Source organism: Centipeda sp. (in: firmicutes), from assembly GCF_057271695.1.
On the sequence record NZ_DBHIVL010000033.1, the window covers coordinates 1 to 26,226 of the forward strand.

At 57.1% G+C, this 26,226-nt stretch carries 23 protein-coding genes, 2 tRNA genes and 2 pseudogenes; 13 read left to right on the forward strand and 14 right to left on the reverse strand.

The features are described from left to right. The first annotated feature begins 67 nt into the window (after positions 1-67). On the forward strand, positions 68-640 hold the full coding sequence (locus ACO6BQ_RS06645) for a hypothetical protein (protein ID WP_489120117.1): 573 nt from the start codon (positions 68-70) through the stop codon (positions 638-640). A gap of 176 nt (positions 641-816) precedes the next feature. On the opposite strand, the gene ACO6BQ_RS06650 is transcribed toward ACO6BQ_RS06645, so the two are convergent. From ACO6BQ_RS06650 to ACO6BQ_RS06690, 9 genes are all read right to left on the reverse strand, one after another. Continuing rightward, positions 817-2,826, reverse strand: coding sequence for a methyl-accepting chemotaxis protein (locus tag ACO6BQ_RS06650; protein ID WP_489120118.1), 2,010 nt, complete (start codon positions 2,824-2,826; stop codon positions 817-819). 83 nt (positions 2,827-2,909) lie between these two features. Further along, complete coding sequence (locus ACO6BQ_RS06655) at positions 2,910-3,545, reverse strand: DUF1232 domain-containing protein (protein WP_489120119.1); 636 nt, start codon at positions 3,543-3,545, stop codon at positions 2,910-2,912. Next, positions 3,509-3,979 carry an HTH domain-containing protein gene (locus tag ACO6BQ_RS06660; RefSeq protein WP_489120120.1) on the reverse strand — a complete coding sequence of 157 codons (471 nt, stop codon included), beginning with the start codon at positions 3,977-3,979 and terminating at the stop codon, positions 3,509-3,511. The genes ACO6BQ_RS06655 and ACO6BQ_RS06660 overlap by 37 nt, the downstream gene beginning before the upstream one ends. A 299-nt stretch (positions 3,980-4,278) precedes the next feature. Next, on the reverse strand, positions 4,279-5,190 hold the full coding sequence (locus ACO6BQ_RS06665; protein WP_489120121.1) for an RtcB family protein: 912 nt from the start codon (positions 5,188-5,190) through the stop codon (positions 4,279-4,281). Positions 5,191-5,209: 19 nt separating this feature from the next. Beyond that, entirely contained in the window at positions 5,210-5,347 is a 138-nt protein-coding gene (locus tag ACO6BQ_RS06670) for a hypothetical protein (protein WP_489120122.1), read from the reverse strand. Positions 5,348-5,743: 396 nt separating this feature from the next. Further along, positions 5,744-6,352, reverse strand: a complete 609-nt coding sequence (locus tag ACO6BQ_RS06675) for a hypothetical protein (protein ID WP_489120123.1) — start codon at positions 6,350-6,352, stop codon at positions 5,744-5,746. Positions 6,353-6,516: 164 nt separating this feature from the next. Next, positions 6,517-7,182: a vWA domain-containing protein gene (locus ACO6BQ_RS06680; RefSeq protein WP_489120124.1), complete on the reverse strand. Its 666-nt coding sequence runs from the start codon at positions 7,180-7,182 to the stop codon at positions 6,517-6,519. Positions 7,183-7,332: 150 nt separating this feature from the next. Next, positions 7,333-7,935 carry an ATPase gene (locus ACO6BQ_RS06685; protein ID WP_489120125.1) on the reverse strand — a complete coding sequence of 201 codons (603 nt, stop codon included), beginning with the start codon at positions 7,933-7,935 and terminating at the stop codon, positions 7,333-7,335. Next, a complete protein-coding gene (locus ACO6BQ_RS06690) occupies positions 7,910-8,113 on the reverse strand; it encodes a Clp protease (RefSeq protein ID WP_489120126.1) in 204 nt (67 codons plus the stop codon). Before ACO6BQ_RS06690 ends, ACO6BQ_RS06685 begins: the two co-directional genes overlap by 26 nt. A gap of 122 nt (positions 8,114-8,235) precedes the next feature. On the opposite strand from ACO6BQ_RS06690, the gene ACO6BQ_RS06695 reads away from it, so the two are divergent. After that, positions 8,236-8,724 carry a methylated-DNA--[protein]-cysteine S-methyltransferase gene (locus ACO6BQ_RS06695; protein WP_489120127.1) on the forward strand — a complete coding sequence of 163 codons (489 nt, stop codon included), beginning with the start codon at positions 8,236-8,238 and terminating at the stop codon, positions 8,722-8,724. A 72-nt stretch (positions 8,725-8,796) separates the two neighbouring features. Here the strand turns inward: ACO6BQ_RS06695 and ACO6BQ_RS06700 are convergent, their stop codons facing one another. Continuing rightward, the gene (locus tag ACO6BQ_RS06700) at positions 8,797-9,342 is read right to left on the reverse strand and encodes an acyl-CoA thioesterase (RefSeq protein WP_489120128.1); all 546 of its coding nucleotides are present in this window, start codon (positions 9,340-9,342) and stop codon (positions 8,797-8,799) included. Between the two features lie 162 nt (positions 9,343-9,504). Between ACO6BQ_RS06700 and ACO6BQ_RS06705 the strand changes: the two genes are divergently transcribed. The 9 genes and pseudogenes from ACO6BQ_RS06705 (at position 9,505) to ACO6BQ_RS06745 (ending at position 19,712) form a co-directional block, all read left to right on the forward strand. After that, the gene (locus ACO6BQ_RS06705) at positions 9,505-11,262 is read left to right on the forward strand and encodes a 1-deoxy-D-xylulose-5-phosphate synthase (RefSeq protein ID WP_489120129.1); all 1,758 of its coding nucleotides are present in this window, start codon (positions 9,505-9,507) and stop codon (positions 11,260-11,262) included. Between the two features lie 163 nt (positions 11,263-11,425). Then, positions 11,426-13,183, forward strand: a complete 1,758-nt coding sequence (locus tag ACO6BQ_RS06710; protein ID WP_489120130.1) for a 1-deoxy-D-xylulose-5-phosphate synthase — start codon at positions 11,426-11,428, stop codon at positions 13,181-13,183. A gap of 54 nt (positions 13,184-13,237) precedes the next feature. Then, positions 13,238-13,313, forward strand: a tRNA-Ala gene (locus ACO6BQ_RS06715). A gap of 63 nt (positions 13,314-13,376) precedes the next feature. Next, entirely contained in the window at positions 13,377-13,865 is a 489-nt protein-coding gene (locus tag ACO6BQ_RS06720) for a pyridoxamine 5'-phosphate oxidase family protein (protein WP_489120131.1), read from the forward strand. A gap of 124 nt (positions 13,866-13,989) precedes the next feature. Then, a pseudogene (locus ACO6BQ_RS06725) lies at positions 13,990-14,853 on the forward strand (FecCD family ABC transporter permease); the annotation flags it as partial. Then, positions 14,850-15,623: an ABC transporter ATP-binding protein gene (locus ACO6BQ_RS06730; RefSeq protein ID WP_489120132.1), complete on the forward strand. Its 774-nt coding sequence runs from the start codon at positions 14,850-14,852 to the stop codon at positions 15,621-15,623. The pseudogene ACO6BQ_RS06725 and the gene ACO6BQ_RS06730, both read left to right, overlap by 4 nt. Continuing rightward, on the forward strand, positions 15,620-16,669 hold the full coding sequence (locus ACO6BQ_RS06735) for an ABC transporter substrate-binding protein (protein WP_489120133.1): 1,050 nt from the start codon (positions 15,620-15,622) through the stop codon (positions 16,667-16,669). The genes ACO6BQ_RS06730 and ACO6BQ_RS06735 overlap by 4 nt, the downstream gene beginning before the upstream one ends. Positions 16,670-16,738: 69 nt before the next feature. Next, on the forward strand, positions 16,739-18,613 hold the full coding sequence (locus ACO6BQ_RS06740) for a TonB-dependent receptor plug domain-containing protein (protein ID WP_489120134.1): 1,875 nt from the start codon (positions 16,739-16,741) through the stop codon (positions 18,611-18,613). Between the two features lie 367 nt (positions 18,614-18,980). Continuing rightward, on the forward strand, positions 18,981-19,712 hold the full coding sequence (locus ACO6BQ_RS06745; protein WP_489120135.1) for an NAD-dependent protein deacylase: 732 nt from the start codon (positions 18,981-18,983) through the stop codon (positions 19,710-19,712). A 165-nt stretch (positions 19,713-19,877) separates the two neighbouring features. Here ACO6BQ_RS06745 and ACO6BQ_RS06750 read toward each other — a convergent pair whose 3' ends face one another. Then, on the reverse strand, positions 19,878-20,762 hold the full coding sequence (locus tag ACO6BQ_RS06750; RefSeq protein ID WP_489120136.1) for a DMT family transporter: 885 nt from the start codon (positions 20,760-20,762) through the stop codon (positions 19,878-19,880). A 116-nt stretch (positions 20,763-20,878) separates the two neighbouring features. Continuing rightward, positions 20,879-20,954: transfer RNA gene (locus tag ACO6BQ_RS06755), tRNA-Thr, on the reverse strand. A gap of 118 nt (positions 20,955-21,072) precedes the next feature. Here ACO6BQ_RS06755 and ACO6BQ_RS06760 point away from each other — a divergent pair. Then, a pseudogene (locus ACO6BQ_RS06760) lies at positions 21,073-21,726 on the forward strand (IS30 family transposase); the annotation flags it as partial. A gap of 114 nt (positions 21,727-21,840) precedes the next feature. Here ACO6BQ_RS06760 and ACO6BQ_RS06765 read toward each other — a convergent pair. Together ACO6BQ_RS06765 and ACO6BQ_RS06770 are read right to left on the reverse strand one after the other, a co-directional pair. After that, positions 21,841-22,989 (reverse strand): Fic family protein, encoded by a 1,149-nt coding sequence (locus tag ACO6BQ_RS06765; protein WP_489120137.1) that lies wholly within the window; start codon positions 22,987-22,989, stop codon positions 21,841-21,843. A gap of 323 nt (positions 22,990-23,312) precedes the next feature. Continuing rightward, the gene (locus ACO6BQ_RS06770; protein ID WP_489120138.1) at positions 23,313-24,512 is read right to left on the reverse strand and encodes a diaminopropionate ammonia-lyase; all 1,200 of its coding nucleotides are present in this window, start codon (positions 24,510-24,512) and stop codon (positions 23,313-23,315) included. 266 nt (positions 24,513-24,778) lie between these two features. Between ACO6BQ_RS06770 and ACO6BQ_RS06775 the strand changes: the two genes are divergently transcribed. Beyond that, positions 24,779-26,101, forward strand: a complete 1,323-nt coding sequence (locus ACO6BQ_RS06775) for an S-layer homology domain-containing protein (protein WP_489120139.1) — start codon at positions 24,779-24,781, stop codon at positions 26,099-26,101. The last annotated feature ends 125 nt before the right edge of the window (positions 26,102-26,226 follow it).

Below are 26,226 nucleotides of genomic sequence, written 5' to 3' on the forward strand. Positions count from 1 at the left end.
GACGAAAAAATCTACGCCAATCTGACGGACTTCATTTTATCAGCGATTCCCTAAAGGAGTGATTATCATGAAAACACGATTCCTCGGATTTCTCTGCACCGCCCTTTTTGCCGCAGGCATCCTCCTCGGCGCAGCGACAGCATCTGCCCACGGCATGACCTATTGGGAAGCGACACTTGTTCTGGATGATACGGCTACGGGCGGGCAGAATCAGCTGGAACCGCGCAAAGCCACACTCGGCGATGCCCGCAAGGCGATCGTCCGCGCAGGACTTGCGGACGACTACCAGAAGAAAGACTTCACAGGCGACGGCATGCGCTTCGTCACCTTCGACTTCAACTACGCCGAACACTTCATTTTCCGCGCCGTGACAGGCGCGAAGGATACGCGCGATGCGGGCGACCTCACCATAACGAGCTATGATGTCATGGGGCAGAGTGTACGCACCCTCGGCGGACTCCGTGTCGGAAAGACCTACGAGGACATCGAGGAGATGTACGGCGAACCCTCCTTCTCCGAGACAAACGAGAACGGGCTCACCGCCTGCACATACGCGTTTGATGACAAAGCTGCCGAGCTCACCTTCGACATCGACGACGCTGGCATCATCCAGGCAATCCTCTTCCGCAGCGAGATCTGACGGCACACAGGAACATACACGAACGCCCTGCGGTTGAACACCGCAGGGCGTTTTTGGATCATCGTCCCGTTTCCCCGCCATCACGGGGAGGGCTTTTATGGACGGCCATATCCACCTTCCCCCGCTCGCGGGAGAGGTGTCAACCGCCCATCGATTCCGTTTTCCTTGTGCTTCCCTTATTTCAGCTTGAACTTGCCGACCTCCGCCATCAGATCCTCGGCCAGATTGGAAAGGGCGCGGCTTGCCGCGGCAATTTCTTCCACAGAGGCAGACTGCTCCTCGGTCGAGGCGGAAATGGTCTGCGTCTCATCCGCACTCTTTTCCGATATGCGCAGCACGGTCGCGACGCGCTCGCTCATGCTGTGGCTGCCTTCCGCAATCGTGCGGATGTTCTCGGCGATGGTTTGGATTCCCGCAGAGAGTTTTTCGATGGAGCTTAGAATCTCACTGAAAACGGCATCGGCGTCCTCGACCGCCTGCTTGCCGCTCACAACACTCGCCGCACTCGCATCGCCCGCCTGCACGGCGTTTTTCATGCCCGTATCAATTTCGTGCACGAGTTCCGCAATCTGACGGCTCGAATTCTCCGATTCCTCGGCGAGTTTGCGTACTTCCTCGGCGACAACGGCGAACCCTCTGCCCGCCTCCCCCGCACGCGCCGCTTCGATGGCGGCATTGAGTGCGAGCAGATTCGTCTGTCCGGCGATGTTCGATATCATCTCAACGATATGGGAAATCTCCTGCGAGTTTTTTGCGAGGGCTTCAATGGATGCATGGACAATCTCCGTCCCGCGTTCAATCTCCGTCATATGTCCGACAACGCGCTGCACCGACGAACGCCCCCGCTCGACACAGTCAACGGTCGTCTGCGTTGTCGCCGCGATCTCGTCGGCAAGACGTGCCGTCTGCGTCGTACCGCCGGCGATCCCTTTTGCCGTTTCATCCGCATGCGCCGTCTCTTCCGACTGCTGCGCGGCGCCGTTGGCGATTTCCGTTACAGCGATTGCCACGGCATTCGACGCCTCGGCCGACTGATGCGATGCCTCCGTCAGATCCTCCGACGAGCGGGCAAGGCTCTTTGCGTTCTCCTGTATCTTGGTGAGCAGATCGCGCAGCGTCTGCTTCATCTGGTTGAATCCCTGTGCGAGCTGCCCGATCTCATCGGCGGATTCCACGGGAATATCCGCCCCCGCCAGATTTCCGTCATTGATCCTGCGGCAGGCATCGTTGAGCCGGATGAGCGGTGCCGCCGTACGGCGGGCGAACACCACAATGACGGCACCAGCAAGCAGAACACCGAGAAGCGTAATGCCGGCGGAGAGTCCCAGCAGGGCATTCGTCCGCGCACTGATTTCCGCAACCGGTACACAGACCACCGTCACCCACGTGCGATTCTTGATCTGCATGGGCAGGAAATGTGCGTCGATATCCTTGCCCGAAGAGCTCCGATACTGAACCGTGTGCTCCTGACCGCTCGATACCGTCTCCTTGAAACACTGCACGAGAGCATCGTCAAGAATCCTGCCTTCCCCCTGATCCTTTTTGGAAAGATCCAGTTTTCCAACATCCTCCGGCCGATCATGGCGTGCGACGACGAGGCCCGTCTCATCCGCGACATAGGCATAGCCCGTATCCAGCAGTTTCACCGCACCGACAATCTCCGTCAGCGAGTCAAGCTGCATCGTCCCGTAGACAATGCCGACCAGCTCGCCGCCGTCCAGCACAGGGTAAGCGAGCACACAGATGAGCTTGCCCGTGGTGCCGGAGACCGAAGGTGCCGCAAAATACGGCTGCTTCGTCTCGCGCACCTTCTTGATGTAGTCACGCGAGGAACGATCCATATCCTGCCCCGTATCGCTGTACGCCTGCCCTTCCGGCGTCGAAAAGGCGACCATCGCAAAGCTCGCCATATGCGTCTTCAATGCCCGCAGAGCCTCGATACGTTCCTCGCGTGTGCCGCGTGCAATGGTCGGACTGCGGGAAAGACCGTCCAGCAGATCCGCCTTGCGCTCCACATCGTTCGTGAGCTTCAATGCGGTCATCTGTCGGATCAGACGCGCATTCTCGCCCACATCCTCAAGCAACTGACTGCGTGCCATGAAGTAGCAGATGCCGGAAATGGCCAGGAAACTGACCAGAAAAAGCGGCAGCAGTACAACCAAAAACTTCGTTGCTATGTGCTTCACTTGCATAATGTCCTTTTTCAGAATAATTCCTCTTTTCACGTTCTTCGGTTCAAACGCGATTTAATTTACCCATAATTTTACCATTAAATAAAGTTTTTGTCAATTCCAATCCCCGGCATAATATCCGGAATCAGATCAAACGGCGAGATCAGATAACCGAGAGCACCGATGATGCCCGCCTTGATCTTCGGCGGGCAGTTTGGCGACTTCGCCACATAGTAGAGGAGCAGTGCCTGATAGACCACCTTTACCGCACTCCCCTGACTTCTGAGCCACATATCAATCCCGTTCCCGTACACCTCGGCTGTGATACGGGAGACACCGTTCTTCTCCGAAACGACCTTTGCCGTAGGGAGGCGGTCGAGGACAGCCTCGACCGATGCGCCGCTGTCGTCGAAGGTGACGTGGCGCAGTTCGCCCGCATACATGAACTGGATGCGTTTGCGGAACTCGCCGTCGCTGAATTTCCCGCTATGCGTCACGCGGAAAGTCTCACCTGTCGGCTCGAAACGTACGATGCGGTCGATGCGGAAGATGGGCGGGAACTCCTTGCGCCCGTCCGCCAGATAGGCGATGAGGTATAAATAATACTCGGAGAACATGATGGCGACGGGGTTCACCTCATGTGCACACTCCGCGCTGTCCTGACGGCAGTAGGAGATACGCATGGTGTGCTGTGCCGTCATGTGCTGTGAGAGTTCCCGGATCGCCGACAGCATTTTTTCCCGTGACGCAGCGGGACATAGTAATGCTGCTCACCGCGGATCAGCTTCCCGACCTGTGCGCGATCCTGCGGCGCGGTCTGCCGCAGCAGCTTCTTTAGGAGAGCATCGAGCTCCTCCTTGCAGAATGCGCGGCTCTCAAGGAGGATCTTGCAGACGGCGAGCACATCCTCATTCGTCAGCCACTCGCTCGCCGCGTGCGTGAGCAGATAGCCGCCGCGATTTCGCTCATAGACGATGGATGCCTCACCCGCATCGGTACGCGTCTCCGCGAGATAGGCACGCAGCTCCTCAATGTCGCGCTGGATGGTCTTGTCCGTCACGGCAAATTTCTGCGCCAGTTCTGCCTTGCGGACGACCTCGCCCCGACTCAGCCGCTCGTACAGCTGCAGCAAACGAAAGCCCTTGTTCTCCTTAAAATCAATCTCCACAGCCTCACCTCATCCGTGCTATTTCTTCCCTAAATGCCACTCCCAGCAACCATCCCAATCTCCATCCACACATCCCAGACGGTGCAGCAGACGAAACAGCCAATATTGCCCCGCAAAGTAAAGAAACAGGATGAGCAGCATGAGAGGGATTACAATAACAACAAACAAAATGGTATCAATAGGATCCGTCACCAGTCCATAGAGCAGCAAAATCACTATGCAGACAATGTGTCCAACAAAAAAACACCTCCGACGTACGCCATACCGTTCGCCTCCCATTCACGGAAGCACTGATAAATTCATCCCGCCTTGAAGTTGTAGATCGGTTTCAGCACCTCGATCACGTCCACGCTGTCCTCGACCACATCAATGATGTCCGTAAGGGACTTATACGCCATCGGTGCCTCGTCGAGGGTATTCTCATTGACCGCCATTGTATAGACATCTGCCATTGTTTCGCAGAATTCCTCCATGGAGAGATTTTCCTTTGCCGCCGTGCGCGACATCAGCCGCCCCGCTCCGTGCGGCGCGGAGTAGTTCCAGTCCGGATCGCCGCGCCCGACGGCGAGGATGCTCCCGTCGCGCATATTGATCGGGATGAGGACGCGCTCGCCCACTCGCACCGCGATTGCACCCTTGCGGAGAATCCGCTCCTCCACGTCGATGTAGTTGTGGATGGTGTGGAATGCCTCGCCTGCCGTGAGCCCCGTCCGTTCGAGGAGAACACGCGCGATGACCTCGCGGTTTCGCCGTGCGAACTTCTGGCAGATCTCGATGAAGTGATTGCCGCCGCCGAGCGTGCCAAGGCTGCGTGCGATGCGCTTCGTGTCCTTGAGAGCGCGGTAGCAGCGCAGCCCGAGGAGGTCAAACTTCTCCTGCCGCCCGTCCCAGAGATTGCGCCCCGACGGGACGAAGTGCGCCGCCGCGTCGAAGCGTGCGAGGTCGATCTCTCCCTTACCGAGATCAACCGTATACATACCGCAGCCGATGTCCACGCCGACGAGGTTCGGAACGACCTTGTCCCTGACGGTCATTGTCGTGCCGATCGTGCAGCCCTTGCCCCAGTGTACATCGGGCATGATGCGGATGCTCTCCCCCTCCGTGAATTCATAGTCACACATCCGACGGATCTGCTCGACCGCCTCCTCCTCAATCACCTTTGCGTAAACAATCGCCGTACCGCAGCGTCCGCGTATCTCCACGCGTTCCATTGCCGACTCTTCCTTTCTGCTACCACAATGCCATGAGCAAAAACTTGATGTCCATGACGCCCCAATACAGTACTTTTACGATAGCGTATGCGACCAGCAGTGCAAGTACAGCGATACATTCGCCAACGAGCTTCACAATGCCCTTGATCGTTTCCATCGTTCACCTACCTGCGGAAAACATCATCCGCCCCGTCGCGAAATATGCCGCCGCGCCAAATCTCTGGAAAATTGTGTCGTCCGCGCGTGAGCACATCGAATGTGCGATAGCCATCCAACATACATGCCGGGCATGGACTTTGCACAAATTTCACTAACCCGAGCCGATAGGGACAACGCGCACACGGCGGACGCACCGTGCGAAACACGTTCTGCAAATTCTTCAAAATCCCCATGACGCACACCTCCAAATAACTGCTCTTTGAATTGTCCCTATTCTAGCATAGCTGCTAGCGTCATAGGTCGCCGCACAGGCGACATTTTTATTTGCCATAAGTATAGCAAAAGGCATAGACTTTATATGTCCACGCCTTGTCGATGTTCTCAAAAATATTTGTCACAGCACATCCATCCCAATTTCATAGAGGATCCCGTTCACGGTGTCGATATCGTAGCCCTCCATGATGCAGAACTCCATGACGAGATCGAATTTGCTTGCGGGTGAGATGCTGTAGCCCGCGCTCGCGAGGAGGTCTCTCGCGTCGTCGAGGTTCAGCCGCAGGACGAAGATGAATGCGTAGACGATGCGGTTTTTCGGATGATAGTTCTTGTCGGTACGGATCTTGGAGAACAGTTTACGGTCAATCCCCGCACGCTTGTATGCCTCCACATCGGTCATGCCGCTCTCGTCGATGAGGCGCAGGAGCCGCTCGGAGAAGGTTTCTTTCGGCTTGTCGAGTTTGCTCCTCAGACGCGAGAGAATGCCGTCCAGACCAACATGCGGACGAGGAACTTGGACGCCGCATACGCGGAGCTCTTCATGTACGTCGGGGCTGCGTGCAATGCCGCGACGCTCACGCTCATCCTCAAAGGGGCGCGGGGTAGGGTGCGGTAGCTTGTGCCGTGCTTCCTCGATGATGTCGGAGGAATCCTGCAAATGCGCGGCAATATAGCGGCGAATCCGTTCAAGGAGGTCGGTGGATGGTATTTGATGCGGCGGTATCATGGACATCCCCCTTTCATGTTCTTTTCACAAAATTTTAACAGATATGAATCATCCATGCAAGAGATTTGTTTTCATTTGTCTGTCATAGATACAACCGGCCCCCCCACCGGCTCACTCCGCTTGCCACCTCCCCCGCTGCGGCAGGGGAGGCTTTTCGTTCTCGTTCAGCGGCGTTTGCCCATACGCTTTGCGAGGTGCTTGCCGATCTTCTCCGCCCATCCGATCGGCACTTCGCCCACCGCAGAGAATGCGCAGGTCATCGCCCCGAGCGATGCGAAGTTCTCGCGCACGCCTGCCGCGTCACAGGCGAACTCGGCGGCGAATTCGGGACGGATGCCAAGGCCGCCCGCGACCTGTACGGCGTCGATGTTCGCGCCGAGGAAAACGAACGCCCAGCCCGCTTCCTCCTGCTGCTTCACCATCGCACGCACCTGATCCGCCGTGTAGCGCGTGCTCGAGTTCTCCATCCCGTCGGTCGTGATGATGAACATGGTGCGTGCGGGGCGATCCTCGGGACGCGCGTACTTGTGCACGTTCTTGATGTGGTGGATTGCGTCGCCCATCGCATCGAGCAGTGCCGTGCAGCCGCGTGTGTAGTACTCCTTCGATGTGAGTGTAGGGACATCCGCAATCCGCACGCGATCGTGGACGACCTCGTTCTCGTGATCGAAGAGCACGGTCGAGACGAGCACGTCCCCGCCCTCGCTGCGATGCTGCGTGAGCATGCCGTTGAACCCGCCGATGGTGTCGCTCTCCAGCCCCGCCATCGACCCGCTCCGATCCAGAATGAATACGAGCTCCGTCTGTCCGTTTGTCTTTGCCTCTGCCATGATGTTTTCCTCCTCTATACTGTGTGACCTCTTCTATGGTGTCGAGTATAGCAGGAGGAGTGCGGCGCGTGGTCGCACGGAAAGCGACATTTGCAGGATAAAATAGAAAAGGCGCGGAAAACGCCCGCGCCTCCATGTGAAATGCTTTTATCAGCACTGATTCAAGTTTTTTCGCGCCATGTCCATAATCCCCGTCAGAGTCTCAAGTTTTTCTCTCTGCCAATCATCGCATTCATCGTAAAAGCATTCATCTTTCCGTTTCTTGAAGATACGAAACGGCTCCTCCTCTGAGTTGTCGTAAATATGGCAGATATCACTCACGGAAATGACCTCGGGAACAAGTGCCATTGCTCGATCATAGCGCACATAGATCTTCTCCGCGGGAACATCATGCCCGCCCGATGCCACACGCGCCTTTACACGGTAGACATTGATGAGTGGATCTATGGTTAGGACGTAGTAGCAACGAATAAAATAGCCCATCTCCCGCGCACGTTTCAAAAGATCCAAATTGCGCGATGTGGAAAGCACTGTTTCAAAGCAGAACGCTCTCTTTTCAGAAAGATATGTCTCTCGTTGGCGTTCGGCAATCTGCGCCGCTTCAAGATCATCACACTTGAGGTGCTTCTTAATATCATCGGCGTTGATATAATCCATCTGCGGTGGACGCAGAATTTCTGTAAACGTACTCTTGCCCGAACCATTCGGACCTGCAAAGACAATGATTTCAGGCTTCTTCCGCACGTTTTTCATCACATCCTACCCGTATAGGCACGCGCTGTCCATCGCTCCTGATTTCATAGATGGTCTTCGTCTTTCGGTCGTAAACAACACTCGACACGCCTCTTGCCTTGTTCTTCGCCAGTGCGATACGCACCGCCGCGCGAGCCCCCTGCACAACCATATCATCCGTCATCTTCGTTGTCGCCATCGTGCCGCCTCCTTCCGCATTCTGTTTCTACTATATCACATTTTGGAAAAAAGTTCACGGGACTATCGCAGTGCAGCCAGATGCCCTATAATAGACGCATATTATACGATAGGAGCATGACGATGATCTACACGGCACACTACACATCGCCGCTCGGCGGCATCACGCTCGCGAGTGACGGCATAGCCCTCACGGGTCTGTACTTCGACGGGGAAACGGGCTGTCCGCCATGCGATGCAGCACACAAAAAGGACCTCCCCGTATTCGGAGAGGCCATGCGTTGGCTCGATCTGTATTTCGCCGGCCATGAACCGGACTTCAGCCCTACGCTCAATCCCACAGGCACGGCGTTTCAGATGTCGGTATGGGCGATCCTGCGCACGATTCCGTACGGGAAGACGACGACCTACGGCAGGATTTCTGCCCAGATCGCCGCTGCGCGCGGCGGGCGTATGTCGGCGCAGGCGGTCGGCGGTGCCGTCGGGCGCAATCCCATCTCCATCATCATCCCCTGCCACCGCGTCATCGGTGCAAACGGCAGGCTCACAGGCTATGCGGGCGGACTGGACAAAAAGGAGTATTTGCTAGAACTCGAAGGAGCAATCGAATAAATCCCCCACACAAGAAAACGCAGCCCTCGTACGAAGCTGCGTTTTTCGTTTACAATATGCGAAGTGGTGTTTTTACTTCTCCGCTTCGTTCGCCTCCTTCGTCTGCTGCGCGATGGCATCGCAGACACAGCCGCCCGTAGGCGTGACAGCACGACGCTTGCGTGCCTTGTGCGCCTCATAGCGGCGTTTGCCCTCCTCGAAGGCGGCACGCGCCTCCTCGGTATCGAGCGTGAGCGGCGGCACGGACTTCGGCCGTGCGTTGCGGTCGAGCGCAACCATGGTGAAATACGCCGAGAGCGCGAGCTGCGGATCGCCGCCGTCGTCCAGATCCTCGACGATGACGTTGACCGCAACCTCCATCGAGCTGTGTCCGACATAGACGATGTCCGCCGTCACGACGACGAGATCGCCGATGCGGATGGGCAGGTGGAACTCCAGCTCGTCCACGCGTGCCGTTACGACGTTCGACCGCGCATACCGCCGCGCCGCTGCATATGCCGCCGAGTCCATCAGCTTCATAATCTCGCCGCCATGCACATTCCCGTTCGGGTTCGCCTGACTGGGCATCATGACCTCGCTGATGACGATACGGCTGTCTTTCATTTTGCATTCCTTCATTATATATCTCCCATCAAAATATTTTTTCATCGAAGTACTAACTTTACCATGCTTTGCTGAAAATAATCCGTTACATTTGCTACGCGCCTTGACATCCATGTACATTTCGATGATATAATTCGCTTAGGGAAATGGAAAGCATACGGCAAAGGGGGAATTTCTATGTATTTGGAAACGATCACATCGCCCGCCGACATCAAGGGCTATACGGCGGAGCAGCGCAGGGAACTCGCACAGGAAATGCGCGACGCGCTCCTAAAGCGTGCGAGCATCCACGGAGGGCATTTCGGTCCCGACTTCGGCATCATCGAGGCGATCATCGCCCTGCACACGGTCTTTGACTCGCCCACAGACAAGATCGTCTACGACGTGTCGCACCAGTGCTACCCGCACAAGATGCTGACGGGGCGCGTGGAGGCGTACCTCGACGAGGACAAATACGACGAGGTGTCGGGCTATACGAATCCCGAGGAAAGCCCGCACGACCTCTTCAACGTCGGGCACACATCGACCTCGATCAGCCTTGCCTCGGGGCTTGCAAAGGCACGGGATCTGGCGGGGCGCAGGGAAAACGTCATTGCCCTCATCGGCGACGGCTCGATGTCCGGCGGCGAGGCACTGGAGGGGCTGAACGTCGTCGGCGAGATGGGCACGAACTTCATCATCGTCTTCAACGACAACGACCAGTCCATCGCGGAGAACCACGGCGGGATGTACCGCAAATTCAAAGAACTGCGCGAGACGAACGACACCGCGGAGGACAACCTCTTTCATGCAATGGGGCTGGACTACCGCTATGTGGCGGACGGCAACGACTGCGAGGCTCTGATCGCGGCATTCTCGGCGGTAAGGGACAGCGAGAAGCCCGTCGTCGTCCACATCCATACGCAGAAGGGCAAGGGCTACAAATTCGCCGAGGAAAACCGCGAGACATGGCACTACCGTATGCCGTTCGACATTGAGACAGGTGCGCTGAAACAGCCATACACCGACCCATTCCAAGCGGCGAGCGTGGATTTCGTCAAGGCAGAGGCAAAGGCAAATCCGAACTTCGTCTTTCTCGCAGCAGGCACGATGGGCGGCATCGGTCTTTCGCGCTCTGCCCGTGCAGAGCTCGGCAGTCAGTACGTCGATGTGGGCATCGCCGAGGAGCACGCGGTCGCGATGGTGTCGGGGCTGGCACGCGGCGGCGCACGTCCGATCTTCGGCACGTACAGCACCTTCTTCCAGCGCGTCTACGATCAGATGGCGCAGGATGTCGCGGTCAACAGGAGCCCTGCTGTCTTTCTCTCCGTCGGCGCGTCCATCTACTACATGAACGACGTGACGCACCTCGGCTTCTTCGACATCCCGATCTTCGCGAACATTCCGAACCTCGTATTCCTCGCACCCGCGAGCCTCGCGGAGTATGAGGCGGTACTGCGCTGGTCGGTGGAGCAGACGACGCATCCCGTCATGATCCGCATGCCCGTCATGGGCTACGAGGAAAGCCCCTACCCCGTACGCACGGACTACAGCGATCTGAACAAATATCAGGTCGTCACCGAGGGAGCGGAGGTCGCCATCATCGGTGCGGGCAGCTTCGCACAGCTGGCGAGTGCTACCGCCAACGAGCTGGAAAAAGAGGGCATCCGTGCGACCGTCGTGAATCCCATCTTCCTCTCTGGACTGGACACGGCACTGCTCAACCGTCTCAAGGAGAACCATCGTCTCGTCCTCACGCTCGAAGACGGGATTTTGGAAGGCGGCTTCGGTCAGAAGATCGCTTCCTACTACGGGATGGATGCAGGAATCCGCGTGCGGAACTACGGGATCGCAAAGGAGTTCCACGACCGCTACGATGCGTCCGAACTCGCACGCGCACACCACCTTACCGCCGAGCAGATTGCGGCGGATACCCTAACTTCGCTGAAACGCTGAGTACAGGAAACCTCGCGCATCCGCATAGGAATTTCATCGGGGGCTGCCGCAGACAGGCAGTCCTTTTTTCCTGCCCTCTCGTTATTTTTTCTCCAATGATGATATTTTCTTAGAATTTATGATATAATGGAGAACAACCACATGTTAATGGAGGGCTTTCCCCTTGTATCTTGAGAAGATCAACGAACCCGCAGACATACGGGGCTATACGGCGGAGCAGCGCCGTGTCCTTGCAGAGGAGATGCGGGAAGCGCTCATCAAGCGCACAAGCCTCATCGGCGGGCATATCGGACCGAACCTCGGGATCATCGAAGCGACCATCGCACTCCACACGGTGTTTGATGCGCCACGCGACAGGATTGTTTTCGATGTATCCCACCAGTGCTACCCCCACAAAATGCTGACGGGACGCGTCGGCGCATATGTCAATCCAGCGGAGTACCACGATGTCTCCGGCTTTACGAACACGGACGAGAGCGCATACGACCTCTTCAACATCGGGCACACCTCAACGGGCATCAGTCTCGCTGCGGGGCTCGCCAAGGCACGCAACCTTGCGGGCGACACGGAGAATGTCGTCGTCGTCATCGGCGACGGCGCGATGTCGGGCGGCGAGGCACTCGAAGGGCTGAACTTCATCGGCGAGATGGGCTCAAACTTCATCATCGTATTCAACGACAACGACCAGTCCATCTCCGAAAACCACGGCGGCATGTACCGTAAGTTCAAAGAACTGCGCGAGACGAACGGTGCGGCGGAGGACAACCTGTTCCGCTCGCTGGGGCTTCGCTACCGCTACGTCGCGGACGGCAACGACACGGAGGAACTCATCCGCGTATTCTCCGAGGAAAAGGACTCGGATCGCCCCATCGTCATCCACATCCACACCGTCAAGGGCAAAGGACTATCCTTCGCCGAAAACGATCCCGAGGGCTGGCATCGCCATGCCCCCTTTCACATCGAGAGCGGCATTGAGAAAAAGGAATCCACGCCTGACCTGTATGCCGTCGCGACGGTGGACTTTGTCCTCGAAACGGCGAAGCGGAACCCGAACTTCGTCTATCTCTCGGCGGGCATCGTCGGCGGCATCAATCTCTCACCCGAGGATCGCGTCGCGCTCGGCAGTCAGTACGTCGATGTCGGCATCGCCGAGGAACACGCCGTTGCGATGGCATCGGGGCTCGCACGCGCCGGCGCACGTCCGATCTTCGGGACGTACAGCACCTTCTTCCAGCGCGTCTACGATCAGATGTCGCAGGATGTCGCCATCAACCGCAACCCTGCCGTCTTTCTCGCCACAGGCACGTCCCTCTATCGTTCGACGGACGTGACACACCTGGGCTTCTATGACATCTCTATCTTCTCCAACATCCCGAACCTCGTCTACCTCGCGCCGACGAGCGTCGCCGAGCACATTGCCGTCCTGCGCTGGGCGGTGGAGCAGACCGCGCACCCCGTCATGATCCGTATGCCCTACAGTGGCTACGAGGAGAGCCCCTATCCCGTACGTACGGACTACAGCGAGCTGAACCGCTCCATCGTCGTGCGCGAGGGCAGAGATGTCGCGCTCATCGGCGTTGGCAACTTCGCCGCGCTCGCTTCGGAGGCAGCAGAGGAACTGTCGCACGAGGGACTGAGCGTGACCGTTGTCAACCCGCTCTACCTCTCGGGACTGGATGCGGAGCTGCTCACCTCCCTCGCCGAGACCCACAGCCTCATCCTCACCATCGAGGACGGCATCCTCGCAGGCGGCTTCGGGCAGAAGATATCTTCCTTCTACGGTGAAAAAGGTAGCGTGCGCGTGCGGAACTACGGTCTGCCGAAGAAATTCTTCAACCGCTACGACCCCCACGCACTCGCGCGTGAGTACCACCTCACCGCCCCCCAGATCGCGGCGGACGTGCTGCGGGAGATGCGGTAAAAAAAACACTTGCATTTTTTCCGGCAGCGCGGTATAATATCCCCTGTCAGTCACGGGGACGTAGCTCAGCCGGGAGAGCACCAGGTTCGCAATCTGGGGGTCGAGAGTTCAATCCTCTTCGTCTCCACCATTATTGACTATGCACGGAGGAATCCATCTGGATTCCTCCATTTTTTAGTAGGGAGGTACTGCCATGTTTCACAAAATGCGCCGCAAGGTTCAACAGTTGTCCTACGAAGAGGCGGAGGCAGTGCTCCTGCGCGGATCGGCGGGTGTGCTCGCCCTCACGGGCGACAAGGCATTCCCCTACGCCGTTCCCCTCAGCTACGTCTACGATGGCGAGCACATCTATTTTCACAGCGCGACCGAGGGGCACAAGATCGACGCCATCCAGCGGAATCCGAATGTCTCCTTCGCCGTCATAGATCAGGACGAGGTCATTCCCGAGAAGTACACGACAGCGTATCGCAGCGTCATCGTCTTTGGCAGCATCCGCATCATCGACGATGCGGTGGAAAAACGTGCCGCCGCACACAAACTCGCCGTCAAATACGCGCCGGACAATACCGAGCAGCAACACGCGGCGGAGATCGACGGCGTGTGGGAGCGTTTCTGTATGCTCGAGATGAGCATCGCCCACATGACGGGCAAGCAGGCGATTGAACTGGTTGCGAAGGAATAACATGATACGAAAAAACAGTCACACTGTATGTGTGGCTGTTTTTTGATGGAATCAACCATTTCACGCCGCCCTCAGTAACGCCGCGTGAGCGACCACTTTTCAGCAGACTTCTATTGCCGGGCGGACAGATATCATCTGGTCGCTGCGTGTGCCGCGCGTCCTGCTTGCGATGACGGCAGGTGCGGGGCTTGCACTTGCGGGGGTCGTCATGCAGGCGAGTGTGCAGAACCCGCTCGCAGAACCGTTCATCCTCGGTATTGCCTCCGGCGCATCGGTCGGTGCGACGCTCGCGATCCTCATTGGCTCAGCGGCAATCCCGCTTGGGGTGCCGGGCGCAGCCTTCCTCGGTGCGATCCTCGCAACACTCGCTGTACTCATGCTCGCAGGAATGCACCGACGTGTTTCGACGGTAAAGCTCGTGCTCGCGGGTGCGGCGATCAGTGCGCTCTGCGTTGCGGCGACGAATTTCATCGTCTACATGGCGGCGGATGCGGAGGGGATGCAGTCCGCCGCGTTCTGGACGATGGGCAGTCTCGCGGATGCGAAATGGCACAGTCTCTTCCTTCCCGTCCTCATTGTCACCGCGCTCGCCATCTACTTTTTCTCCCAGCTGCGCACGCTCGACGTACTCCTGCTCGGCGAGGAGCTGGCGGTCACGCTCGGCATTGACGCAAGTGCAACACGTCGCCGCTATATGACGCTCCTCGCGCTCCTCACAGGGGTACTCGTTCCGACCTGCGGCATCATCGGCTTCGTCGGACTGGTTGTCCCGCATCTCGTACGCGCATTTACAGGCGCATCGCATTGCCGTCTCCTGCCGGCAGCCCTCCTCGTCGGGGCGATCTTCCTCGTCGCCTCCGATCTGCTCGCACGCACGCTGCTCCCTGCGGGCGATCTTCCAATCGGCATCATCACAGCACTCATCGGTGCGCCGCTCTTCATGAAGCTGCTCTTCGGCAGCGGCGGAAACTTAGGAGGCGGGCGATGAAAAATATCCACATCGAAGATCTGAACTTCCACATCGGCGACAAGAAAATCCTCCACGGCATTACTGCCGATCTCCCTGCTGATCGCTTCATCGCCCTGCTCGGGCCGAACGGCTGCGGCAAGTCCACCCTGCTGAAGCATCTCTACCGCGTCCATCGCGTACAGGAAGGACAGGTGACAATGGACGATGTACCGATCGCAGAGATTCCGCTGCGTGCAGCGGCACAGGAGATCGGGGTCATGGGACAGTTCCACGCCGTTGATTTTGATTTCAGCGTGGAGGAAATTGCACACATGGGACGTACGCCGTACAAGGAGAGCTTTGAGGAGGACACGGAGGAGGATCGTGCCCTCGTGCGCACCGCACTTGAGCGCGTCGGCATGATGGAGGCAGCACAGCGTTCCTTTAACGAGCTCTCGGGCGGCGAGCAGCAGCGTGTCATGCTCGCACGCTGTCTTGTGCAAGAGCCGCAGCTGCTCATTCTCGATGAGCCGACGAATCATCTCGATATCAAATACCAGCTGCACATCCTCAATCTGGTGAAGGGACTCGGCATTGGCGTGATCGCTGCACTCCACGACCTCAACCTCGCGGCGATGTACGCCGATCTCCTTGTTGTCATGAAGGCGGGGCGGATCGCACGCATCGGCACTCCACGTGAAATCATCACGGCGGAAATGCTCGCAGAAATCTACGGTGTGCGTGCAAATGTCACCTACGATACGGCGGGGCTGCCGCTCGTCGACTACCGCACGGAGCAACCGCTATGAGGAATGCACACGATGCAGGCAGGACACTCCGCCGCATCTCTCGTATGCTGCGCCTCCTCCCCCTCCTCGCATTCTCCGCACTCGTACTCTCGCTCGCAGCAACGGACGGACGCGGCACAGGTACACAGGAGTCGCCCGTGGACGGCATTGCCTGTACGACGGCGGACAGCGAGGGACGCCTCACGACATTCACCCTCCCCCATACGCCGAAGCGTGTGCTTATCTCCTATCCGGGGGCAACAGAACTGCTCATCGATCTCGGGCTTTCGGATCGCATCATTGGCACGATTGCGCCCTACGGAGCAGAGCCGCCCGCCTATGCGGATGCCTACGCCGCACTCCCCATCCTCACCGCCCCCTATGTCCCGAGCCGCGAGGAGGTTGTGGCACTTCGTCCCGATCTCATCATCGGGTGGTCGCACCACTTCACCCCCGAGGCACTCGGCGATGTCTACTCCTATTTCGACCGCGGCATCGGCGCGTACATCGTACCCGCCACTGTGCGGAGGGGAACGCCAACGCTTGAGGGAACGGTCTACCCTTTTATCGAAGATATGGGTCACATCTTCGGCGCGGAGGAGCGTGCAGCGACCTATACGAGAGGATTGGAGAAGCGCGTCGCCGCCGTCGAGGAGCGGGCAAGGGCACGCGGGCAGCGATATACCGCCATGATTTTACAGGCGCACGGAAACAGTCTCTACAGCATGTACGGCAGGACATACATCATCGACGACATCGCACGCAAGGCGGGTGCAGACAACATCGTTGACCGCCAGATGCGCGCCGTCGGCCCCGAGCGCGTCCTTGGCTTTGCCCCCGATGTCATCATCTATGTGAATCCGAAGGACAGCACGGAGGAGGAGGCGCGCGCCGAGCTGCGCAGCGATCCAAACCTCCAAAATATGAAAGCCGTGCGGGAAAACCGCATCATCATCGTGCATTTTGCCGATGTCAACAATGGGAACGAGCGCTGTATCACGGCACTTGAAGATATTGCCGCAGGGCTGGATGCCCTCAGGGATGAATCAGAAGGGATGAAAAGATGAGAAAATCAGTACTCAGCGGACTCATTGCAGGCGCACTGACGATCGGGGCAGGCATTTGCCCCCCCTCCGGTGTACGCAGCAGGGACAGCGAATGACGGCGCACAGCGTTATGAGACCGAGGCAGTCGTCGTCACGGCAAGCCGCAGCGAGACGGCGATCAGCGATGTGCCGGCGGATGTCACGCTGATCTCGGAGGAGCAGATCGAGCGTGGCAACTACAAGAGCGTCTCCGATGCACTGAAGGGCGCGAATATCAACGTCGTGCAGAAGGGCTTTGCCGCCTATCCGATCATCAACGGCGACACGCGCGTCCTCGTCATGGTGGACGGCAAGAAGGTCAACTGGGATCATCTCGTCGTCAGTGGGGACACGAACGCCGTCGATGTGGATCAGATTGCAATCGGCGACGTGGAGCGCATCGAGATCGTACGCGGGCCAAACTCCTCGCTGTATGGCGAGCGTGCCGTCTCAGGCGTCATCAACATCATCACAAAGCGCCCGACGGCGGGAAAACCGACTGGTTCCTTCAACATGCAGCTCGGCTCGTGGGGCGAGAAGCGTGCGGGTGTGAACATCAGCGGCGGCGACGGCAAGAACAGCATCAAGGTCGGTGTCGCACATGAGCGCCGCAAGGATTTCCAGTATAAGAACGCCTACGGCGAAAAGCGCACCTTCGAGAATAGTGACATCAACCGCACGGACTACAACGTCGGATTTGACCGTATCCTTGGCAATGATCGTCTCCGTTTTGAGTTCAGCCGTCATGAGGGAGATGATGGCTACGGTGTGAGACTGAAAAATCCAAGGACAGGCGTATCCTCGTATCAGGGACGTAAAAACATTGTCGATACGGGCTATGGTGTCACCTATATGTTCGGCTCGGAGAAGGAAGGTGAGGGCACATTCCTGCGCTTCTATCGCAACGAGGCAAAGTCAGATGGCGGTTTTAATTCCCAGTACGACCATCACCTGCGGCGCAACACGTTTGAGGGGCAAAAACTCTGGATGCTCGGCGACAAGAATATGCTCATCGGCGGCTTCCTCTGGTCGCAGGAAAAAATCCACGAGATGAGCGGCTATATCCCGATGGATGCGTCCGCCATCACAAAGGCACTCTTCCTGGAGGATGATTGGCAGCTCGGGCGAGGCTATGCGCTGAAACTCGGTTCACGACTTGAGCATCACAACGACTTTGGGACGGATGTCACCTCGCACATCAGCCTGAACAAAAAATTTGACCGCAGGACGCATGCCTACATTTCCTTCGGGCAGGCAGTCAATAATCCATCGCTCAAGATGCGCTATGCCGACTCTCCCTACTGGGTGGGCAGGGAAGATCTGAAGCAGGAGCGCTCACATACCTTTACCATCGGTGCAGACAGTCAGATCACGCGCAAGTGGACCGTCTCGGGCAGCCTCTACTGGAGCAAGGTAAAGGATGCGCTTCGCTGGGTGAACGGCTACACGGATCCTATGACCTCGGTCTATGTGCGCGGCTACTATAAAAACGTCCAGACCGAAGATCGTCGGGGACTCGAACTCAGTACACGCTACCGTGCCGATGATCACTGGACGGTGCGTGCGGCATACAGCTTTGCACACATTGACTCCACTGATTCTGACAGGGGCTTCCTCTCCTCGAATACGCGCCCGAACGGCTACAACCTCGGCATCTCCTACACACAGAGGAAATGGGATGCAGACCTTGATCTGAACTATGTGACGGGGCGCAGCGCAGCGCGCTTTACGGATTCCCGCTACCTGACGCTCGATCTCGGCGTGAACTATCATGTCTCGAAGGACTTCAAGATCTACCTCAAGGGCATCAACCTCACAGATGAGAGCTACGAGTCCATCGGTGTCACACCATCCGCATGGACAAGTATGGGAGCCTACGCCATGCCGAGCCGCCACTTCATCCTCGGTGGAACGTACAATTTCTGATTTGAGTTCTTGCACACAAAACGGAGCAGACGAATATCTGCTCCGTTTTGTACTTCCTCATAACGAATCTACGTGCTATAATGAAATGAGCGACTGGTGAGTGTCGGTTTCCTCCCTTTGTGGGGGTGATGTGCGTGACGCTTTTTGAAAAGCTATCGCTTCTGATTGCGGCGGCAACGCTCGCAGTCAACATCATATTTCTGATTACTAGATAGGCAGAAAAAAGAACCGTACGCGCGGTTCACGTCGGCTCCTCTTTCAAGAACATAAAATTCTGCGGAGAGACCGGTGGTTCCAATCACCAGTCGTCCTTTTGTATTTTCATTATATCCACCCCCCTACAAAATGTCAAGCAAGGAGGTACACGATGGACAAGATCGCAAGACTCAAAGAAATCCTAGCAGAAAGCCGCCGCGCGGTATTCTTCGGCGGGGCGGGCATGTCGACGGAGTCGGGGATTCCGGACTTTCGCAGTGCGGGCGGCATCTACAGCGAGACGCTGCACAGGGAGTTCGCCCCCGAGCAGATGGCATCGCACAGCTTTCTCATGGCGCACCCCGCCGAGTTCTTCGACTTCTATCGGCGGCGGTTTGTCTATCTCTCTGCCACGCCGAACGCAGGACACTACGCTCTCGCCGAGCTTGAGCGGCAGGGACACCTCGCGGCAGTTGTAACGCAGAACATCGACGGCCTCCATCAGGCGGCAGGCTCCAAGACGGTCTACGAGCTGCACGGCTCGATCCGCCGCGCACACTGCATGGACTGCGGCGCACGCTACGAGCTGGACTACATCATGGAGCACACGCCCATCCCCTACTGCGACTGCGGCGGCATGGTTCGTCCCGATGTGGTGCTGTATGAGGAAAGTCTGGAGAGTGACACCATCGCGGGTGCAGTCGCCGCCATCCGCGCGGCGGACACGCTCATCATCGGCGGCACATCGCTCATTGTCTATCCCGCAGCGGGGCTCATCGACTACTTCCGCGGCGATCATCTCGTCCTTATCAACAAGAGTGAGACGAGTGCCGACCGCCATGCCGAGCTCGTCATTCGCGAACCCATCGGTACGACGCTGCACGCGGCTCTGCCGGAGGAATAAAGGCTTCATTTGGGGCGCCCCTATCGGCTCGCAAGCTCGCCACTTCCCCCGCTTCGGCGGGGGAAGCTAATATGCCGTAACCTCAGCCTCCCCCGTTCACAACGGGGGAGGGGGACCGCGTAAGCGGTGGAAGGGGCGCTCCGAGAGCAGCCCTCCTTTTGTTTTTCAACGCACCTTCCCCCGCCTTACACTCTGCAAGAGGATTCCGCCCATGATGAGCACGAGCGCGAGGAGCGCGGCGCGGGACATCTCCTCGCCGAGCGTAACGGCAGAGACGACGAGCGAGAGGAGCGGAACGAAGTAGGCGAGGTTCGCGACCATCGCCGCATTCTGTGCCTCCTGCAGAGCCATTGCCCACCAGAGGTAGCCCACTGCGTTGACGAAGATGCCGAACCAGAGCATCCCGCCCCACTGCGTCCACGACAGCGTGACCCACGTCTCCTCCATGAGTGTCACGGGCAGTGCACAGAGCGCAGTCACGCCCCACGCGACCGTCATCAGCACCGTCGGATCCACATTCCGCTTTCGGTTCAGCACGCAGAACAGCCCGTAGCAGAGTGCCGCGAGCACACACGCGAGCGAGCCGAGGACGGCATTTCCATCCGCGCGCCCCTCCTCGCCGAGCGTCAGCACCAGCACGCCTGAGAAGGAGAGGAGCAGCGCGACGGCGGTGCGCAGCGTGATCCGCTCCCCGAGGAGGAGTGCCGCAAAGAGGACGATCATCATCGGCCAGAGATAGTTGAGGATGCACGCCTCCTGCGAAGTCAGCTGCGTCAGTCCGTAGAAATAGAGCCCCGAGTAGACAAAGAGTCCAATAAAGCCGAGTGCCGCCATCGCGAGGTAGCCACGTCCGTCATACGCACGAAACACCCGCAGCCCTCCACGTATCTCCTGCTGGACGAGCAGGAAGACCGATGCGATGAGGCTGCTCAGAAAGAGTGCCTCAAACATCGGAATCACGGTGAGGAGACTCTTTGCCACCGCCGCGAGCGTCGACCAGATCACAACCGCACTGATGGCATAAAAATAGACGCGTACCTGCCCGTGCATTTCACAAACCTCCGTCAACATCCGACCAATGTTCCCTACTTCTCCATATTGTGCTATTTATTTTCCTTCACGCACAAATAAAGGCTTCCGATCTCTCGGAAGCCTTTCATTTCAAATGGAGCTGATTATAGGACTTGAACCTACGACCTGCTCATTACGAATGAGCTGCTCTACCAACTGAGCTAAATCAGCATACCGCCTCACAGACGATAGTGAAATTATACCCGAGCGGGGTGCTTCTGTCAACCCTGAAAATAAATTTTTTCTCTCATGGTTCATTGTAAAATGAAATCGGACACATAAATTTGCGGTTCAGGTCTGCACGAAGACCATCTACAACTACATCGCCATGGGGCTGCTCAAGGTCAAAAACATCGACCTACGCCAGAAGGTACGCCGCAAACACAAAGAGAAGAAGACCGACGACAATCATAGATCCTTCGGTGAGCGTATCGACCAACGTGATCCGCTGGTTGACGAGCGTGTTACCTTTGGCAACTGGGAGCTTGACACCATTGTCGGGAAAAAGGGAACAGATCCTGTTCTGCTTGCCGCTGATGAACGTAAGAAGCGAAAGAGGCATCTCATAAAGATTCGGGCGAAGACTGCGGAGGCGGTTGCCGAAGGCATTGCCAAACGCAGAGAGCTCTATGGAGCACAGTTTTCACAGGTGTTTCGTACGATTACCTGTGACAATGGGAGCGAGTTCGCCCGTCTGCAAGAAGTCATTCCCGAGGTGAAGGTGTACTATGCGCATCCTTACGCGCCTTGGGAACGTGGAACGAACGAGAAGCAGAATGCACTCGTTCGGTATTTCATTCCGAAGGGCATGGATATGACGAACTTGAGCGAGGAAGAAGTACAGCGTGTAGAGGATTGGATCAATACGCTGCCACGCAAAATTCTAGGTTATGAGACGCCGCAAGAGTGTTTCGATGCTGCACTAAAAAATCTTCGCTCATAATTTTTGATTCTGTTACCTACTACTGTCCGATTTGATATTGCAATTTAGGATAAAAAAGTGACAGAAGCGTCTGTCACTTCATACCGTTTGAGTCGTTCGCATCGCGCTGACAGATCACGTATCCCCCCGCAAAATTGCCAAATACGCAGCATACGAATAAATCCGTGTTTTGCCGACCTGAGCCTGCTGCTCCAAGATCCCCTTTTCGATCAGTACCGCAACGGCACGCGAGACGGCGTTATAGGATACCCCCAGGACCTCGGCAGTCTTTTTCACTTCGATCATAGGATGTGCTTCGAGGTAGGAAAAAAGTTTTGTCAGTGTGGTAAACTGCTTTTTATTCGTCCCATCCGTGAGCACGCCCACATTCTTTTCATGAAGCGCGTGCAGGCAGTCGATCGCCGCTACAGCATCCTCTGCCGATACCGCAACCGCACGCAGGAAGAACAAAATCCACTGCTCATAATTCCCGGTGCGCCGCACCTCAGTCATACGGTCATAGTATTCGATACGGTTTTGCTTCAGGAAATAGGAGATGTAGAGAGCGGGCGTGCTCAAGAGATTCTGCTCCATCAGGAAAAGCGTAATCAGCAGCCGTCCAATGCGCCCATTCCCATCAAGAAAGGGGTGAATCGTCTCGAACTGATAGTGAACGAGTGCCGTACGAATGAGCGGATCGAGTGTGTCCTCTGCATTCATATACGTCTCAAGTGCAGACATCGCCGCATTCATATCCTCTACATTCGGCGGGATATAGCGTGCGTTCTTCAGCGTACTGCCCGCCCCGCCGATCCAGTTCTGAGTGCGTCGAAACTCGCCGGGATATTTCTCCTGCCCGCGCACGCCCTCCATCAGAACACCGTGCATCTCACGAATCAGACGACTGCAGAGCGGCAGCTCGCTGCGACGGCGCAGTGCAAACTCCGTCGCGCGGATGTAGTTCACGACATCCGCAACATCCCGATTGACATTTACATCCACGAGCGGGTCGAGCACATCCTCAAGTGTCGCCTGTGTCCCCTCAATCTGGGAGGAGAGCAGTGCTTCCTTGCGAACGTACATGGAGACAAACAGCTCCATATTCGGAATACGCGCCGCAAGCCCCTCAAGCAGTGCGAGCTGACGGTGTGCCGCAACGAGGAGTTCCACGCCCCCCGCGTCGAGCGCAACGGACGGATGGGGCGGCAAAGGAGAAGGAACAAAAGAGCGATAGGTAAGCTCTCCTGTCAGATTCTGTCGCTCGTATCCTGCACGCGTGTCCATACCGCTCCCCTCCTATACAAACGGAAATTTCTATGCCCATTATACCTTTTGTATTTCCGTTTTTCAACAGAAGCGGAAATACAAATGTGGGTCTCACACAAAAAATCCTCTGCATCAATTTGGACGCAGAGGATTTTTGGGGGTTCTCTAGGGAATCGCTGATAAAATGAAGTCCGTCAGATTGGCACAGATTTTTTGTCCTGTCAAGGAGACAAACCGGACGCATAGCATAGACTATTTGATATGATGCGACAAGAATACTTTCGCCTATGACAATACCCCTGCACCGTTTCGGCGCAGGGGTACTTTGTGTCTATTTATGGTCAATAGCTCGGATACAGCCCGTCCCATACGACGCGGCGGTAATTCGTACGGTCGGTGTCGCCCTCGGTGGAGATACAGAGAATGCGGGCATCCTTGCCGAGACCGATGCGGTCACGCAGGTAGTCAAGGCTGCGGTTCTGCATGAGCTCTGCAACGAGTCCCGTCGTGACCGCACCGCTCTCGCCCGAAACGACACGCGGATCGTCGTCGAGCGGATTGCCAAGGATGCGCATCCCCTTCGCTGCAACCCATTCGGGGACGGAGACGAAGTGATCGGCGTAGTCTTTCAGAATCTCCCACGCGATCGGACTCGGCTCACCGCAAGAGAGCCCCGCCATGATGGAGTTGATCTCGCCTGTCACGATATGCCGCTCACCGTCGCTGGCGGCAGCCGTGCGGTAGATGCAGTCCGCCCGATTCGGCTCGACAATCGTGATGACGGGGCGCTTCTCCCAATCGTGCGCGGCGAAGTAGCCCGCAATCGCAGCGGGCAGGGAGCCGACCCCCGCCTGCAAAAAGATATGCGTCGGGGGTTCCGCGTACTGCTCGACCGCCTCATGCGCGAGTGTCGTGTAGCCCTGCATGATCCGAAGTGGGATCTCGGCATAGCCTTCAAACGCCGTGTCCTGCACGAGCACCCAGCCCTTTTCCTTCGCGAGATTCGCCGCATGACGCACGGTGTCGTCATAGTTGTACGTTGTAAACGATGCCTCCGCACCGAGCCCGCGAATGTTCGCGAGGCGTTCGGGCGAGCCCCCCTTGGGCATGAAGACATGAGCAAACACGCCGAAGAGCTTCGCCGCCCACGCGATGCCGCGCCCGTGGTTGCCGTCCGTCGCCGTGACGAGCGTGACCCTTCGCAGCTGCTCGCGGTACTCCGGCTTCGTGAGGTTCTCATAGGTCATCTCGCTCTCAGAGAGCCCGAGGTGCTGCGCGAGATAGCACGCGACCGCATAGCTTGCCCCAAGCCCCTTGAACGCGTTCAGGCCGAACCGCGCACTCTCGTCCTTCACCGCGAGCCGTCCAAGCCCCAGCCCCGCCGCGAGACGTTTCAGATCTGCAAGCGACGTCGGCGCGTAGTCCGGCAAGCTCCGATGAAACGCGACCACACGCGCCGTTGCGCCCGAATCGAATGCCATGACATCCGCGCGCGCGTCATCCGTATGTGCGAGATGTACCGCCTTGATGGATTCGTTCATGATAGTTTCCTCCCAACAATCACAATCCCATGATTTTTCTTCATTATAACACACACGCAAATCATTGGTAAGGAAATCAGAGAATATATTTTCCCCATGATTTATTTATTTTTCTAAAGCTTCTGCTTGACAATGACTTTCATGCGCTCGTATAATAGGATTTAATCTCAATATCAATATGGATGGAAGGCCTTGCTGCAGACACAATGTATGTCATTGGAAACACAGGCGAACCTTCTCCCACAGTTCAAAAGGAGGAATTCCCCATGAAGAAGTCTCTGGTATCCGCGCTCAGTGCGGCACTCGTCATCGGCGCAGCGTCAACGACGTTCGCGGCGGCAAATCCGTTCAGCGATGTGCCACGCGACCACTGGGCGTACGACGCTGTGACGCAGCTCGCCGCCGACGGTGTGGTTGAGGGCTACGGTGACGGCACGTATCGCGGCGACCGCAACATCACACGCTATGAGATGGCGCAGATGACGGCAAAGGCGATGGCAAAGGGCGATATGTCCGCATCGGACAAGGCACTCGTCGACCGCCTTGCCGCCGAGTTCGCGGACGAGCTGAACAACCTCGGCGTACGCGTGTCGAACCTCGAAAAGCACGCGGATATGGTGAAGTGGGAGGGAAAACTCCAGTACACCTATGAGCGCACGGGCGGCGAGTTCGTAACCAAGTACTTGGGGCACAAGCAGACGAACAACGAGCTGCTCTTCCGTCTCAACCCCACCGCAGAGGTAAGCGACCACTGGTCGGTCAAGGCGCGTCTGGATTCCAAGATCGACCTCAAAACCGACAGTGGCAAGGACGGCAATGTAAAGCTCAAACGCGCCTATGCAGAGGGTAAGTACGGCTCAACTGTGATTCAACTCGGCAAGCTGCCCATCCTCACGGAGCAGGGGATGCTGTTCGATGACACGATTTCGGGCGCAGCTGTTACCCTCGGCAAGGATAAGCAAGTTTCGGGCACGATCTACGCCGGACGCTACAACCTCCTGAACGCCGCATGGGGCGATGAGATCCAGGAGTCCATCGACAAAGGGCTCTATTCTGGCGGCACCACTGCGAGTGTGCAGGGCGTGACAGCAAACTGGGATCCCTCGGAGAAGTTCCATCTCGGTATCGACTACCTACGAGTCGCCAACAAGTCCGCCATCCATGACATGATCGGGATGAAAAATCCACTCAATTTCTACGGTCTCGGCATGACCTATCACCCCACGCAGACGGTCTATCTCTCGGGCGGTTACTGGAAGAACAACAGCAACGAAACGGCAGAGATTAAGAAAGAACATCTGAAGTCCTACAACATCGAGCTCGGCTACAAGGGAGCGGATGAGGCAGATCCCGGCTCATTCGGCATCTACGCCGCCTATCGCTACATCGGCGGCGCGGGCACAATCGCTCCGACGTTCGACGGCGCCATGTGGAATACAAAGGGTTGGGAAGTCGGCGGACAGTATACGCTGCAGAAGAACATCGTCGGCTCTCTCATCTACTTCCGCGGCAAGGAGATCTACTCTGCAGAGCCCGAGGGAAAGACCGGCATGAACAAATTCTTCGGCCGCGTCGAGTTCTTCTTCTGATTTCACTGTTTCACACACGGATGGGGCTGCAGCACGAAGCTAAAAAACTTCGTGCTGCAGCCCCTTTTTGTACCTTGGATGTACAATCTAAGTGCAACACAATTTAACAAAAAAAGGACTCATAA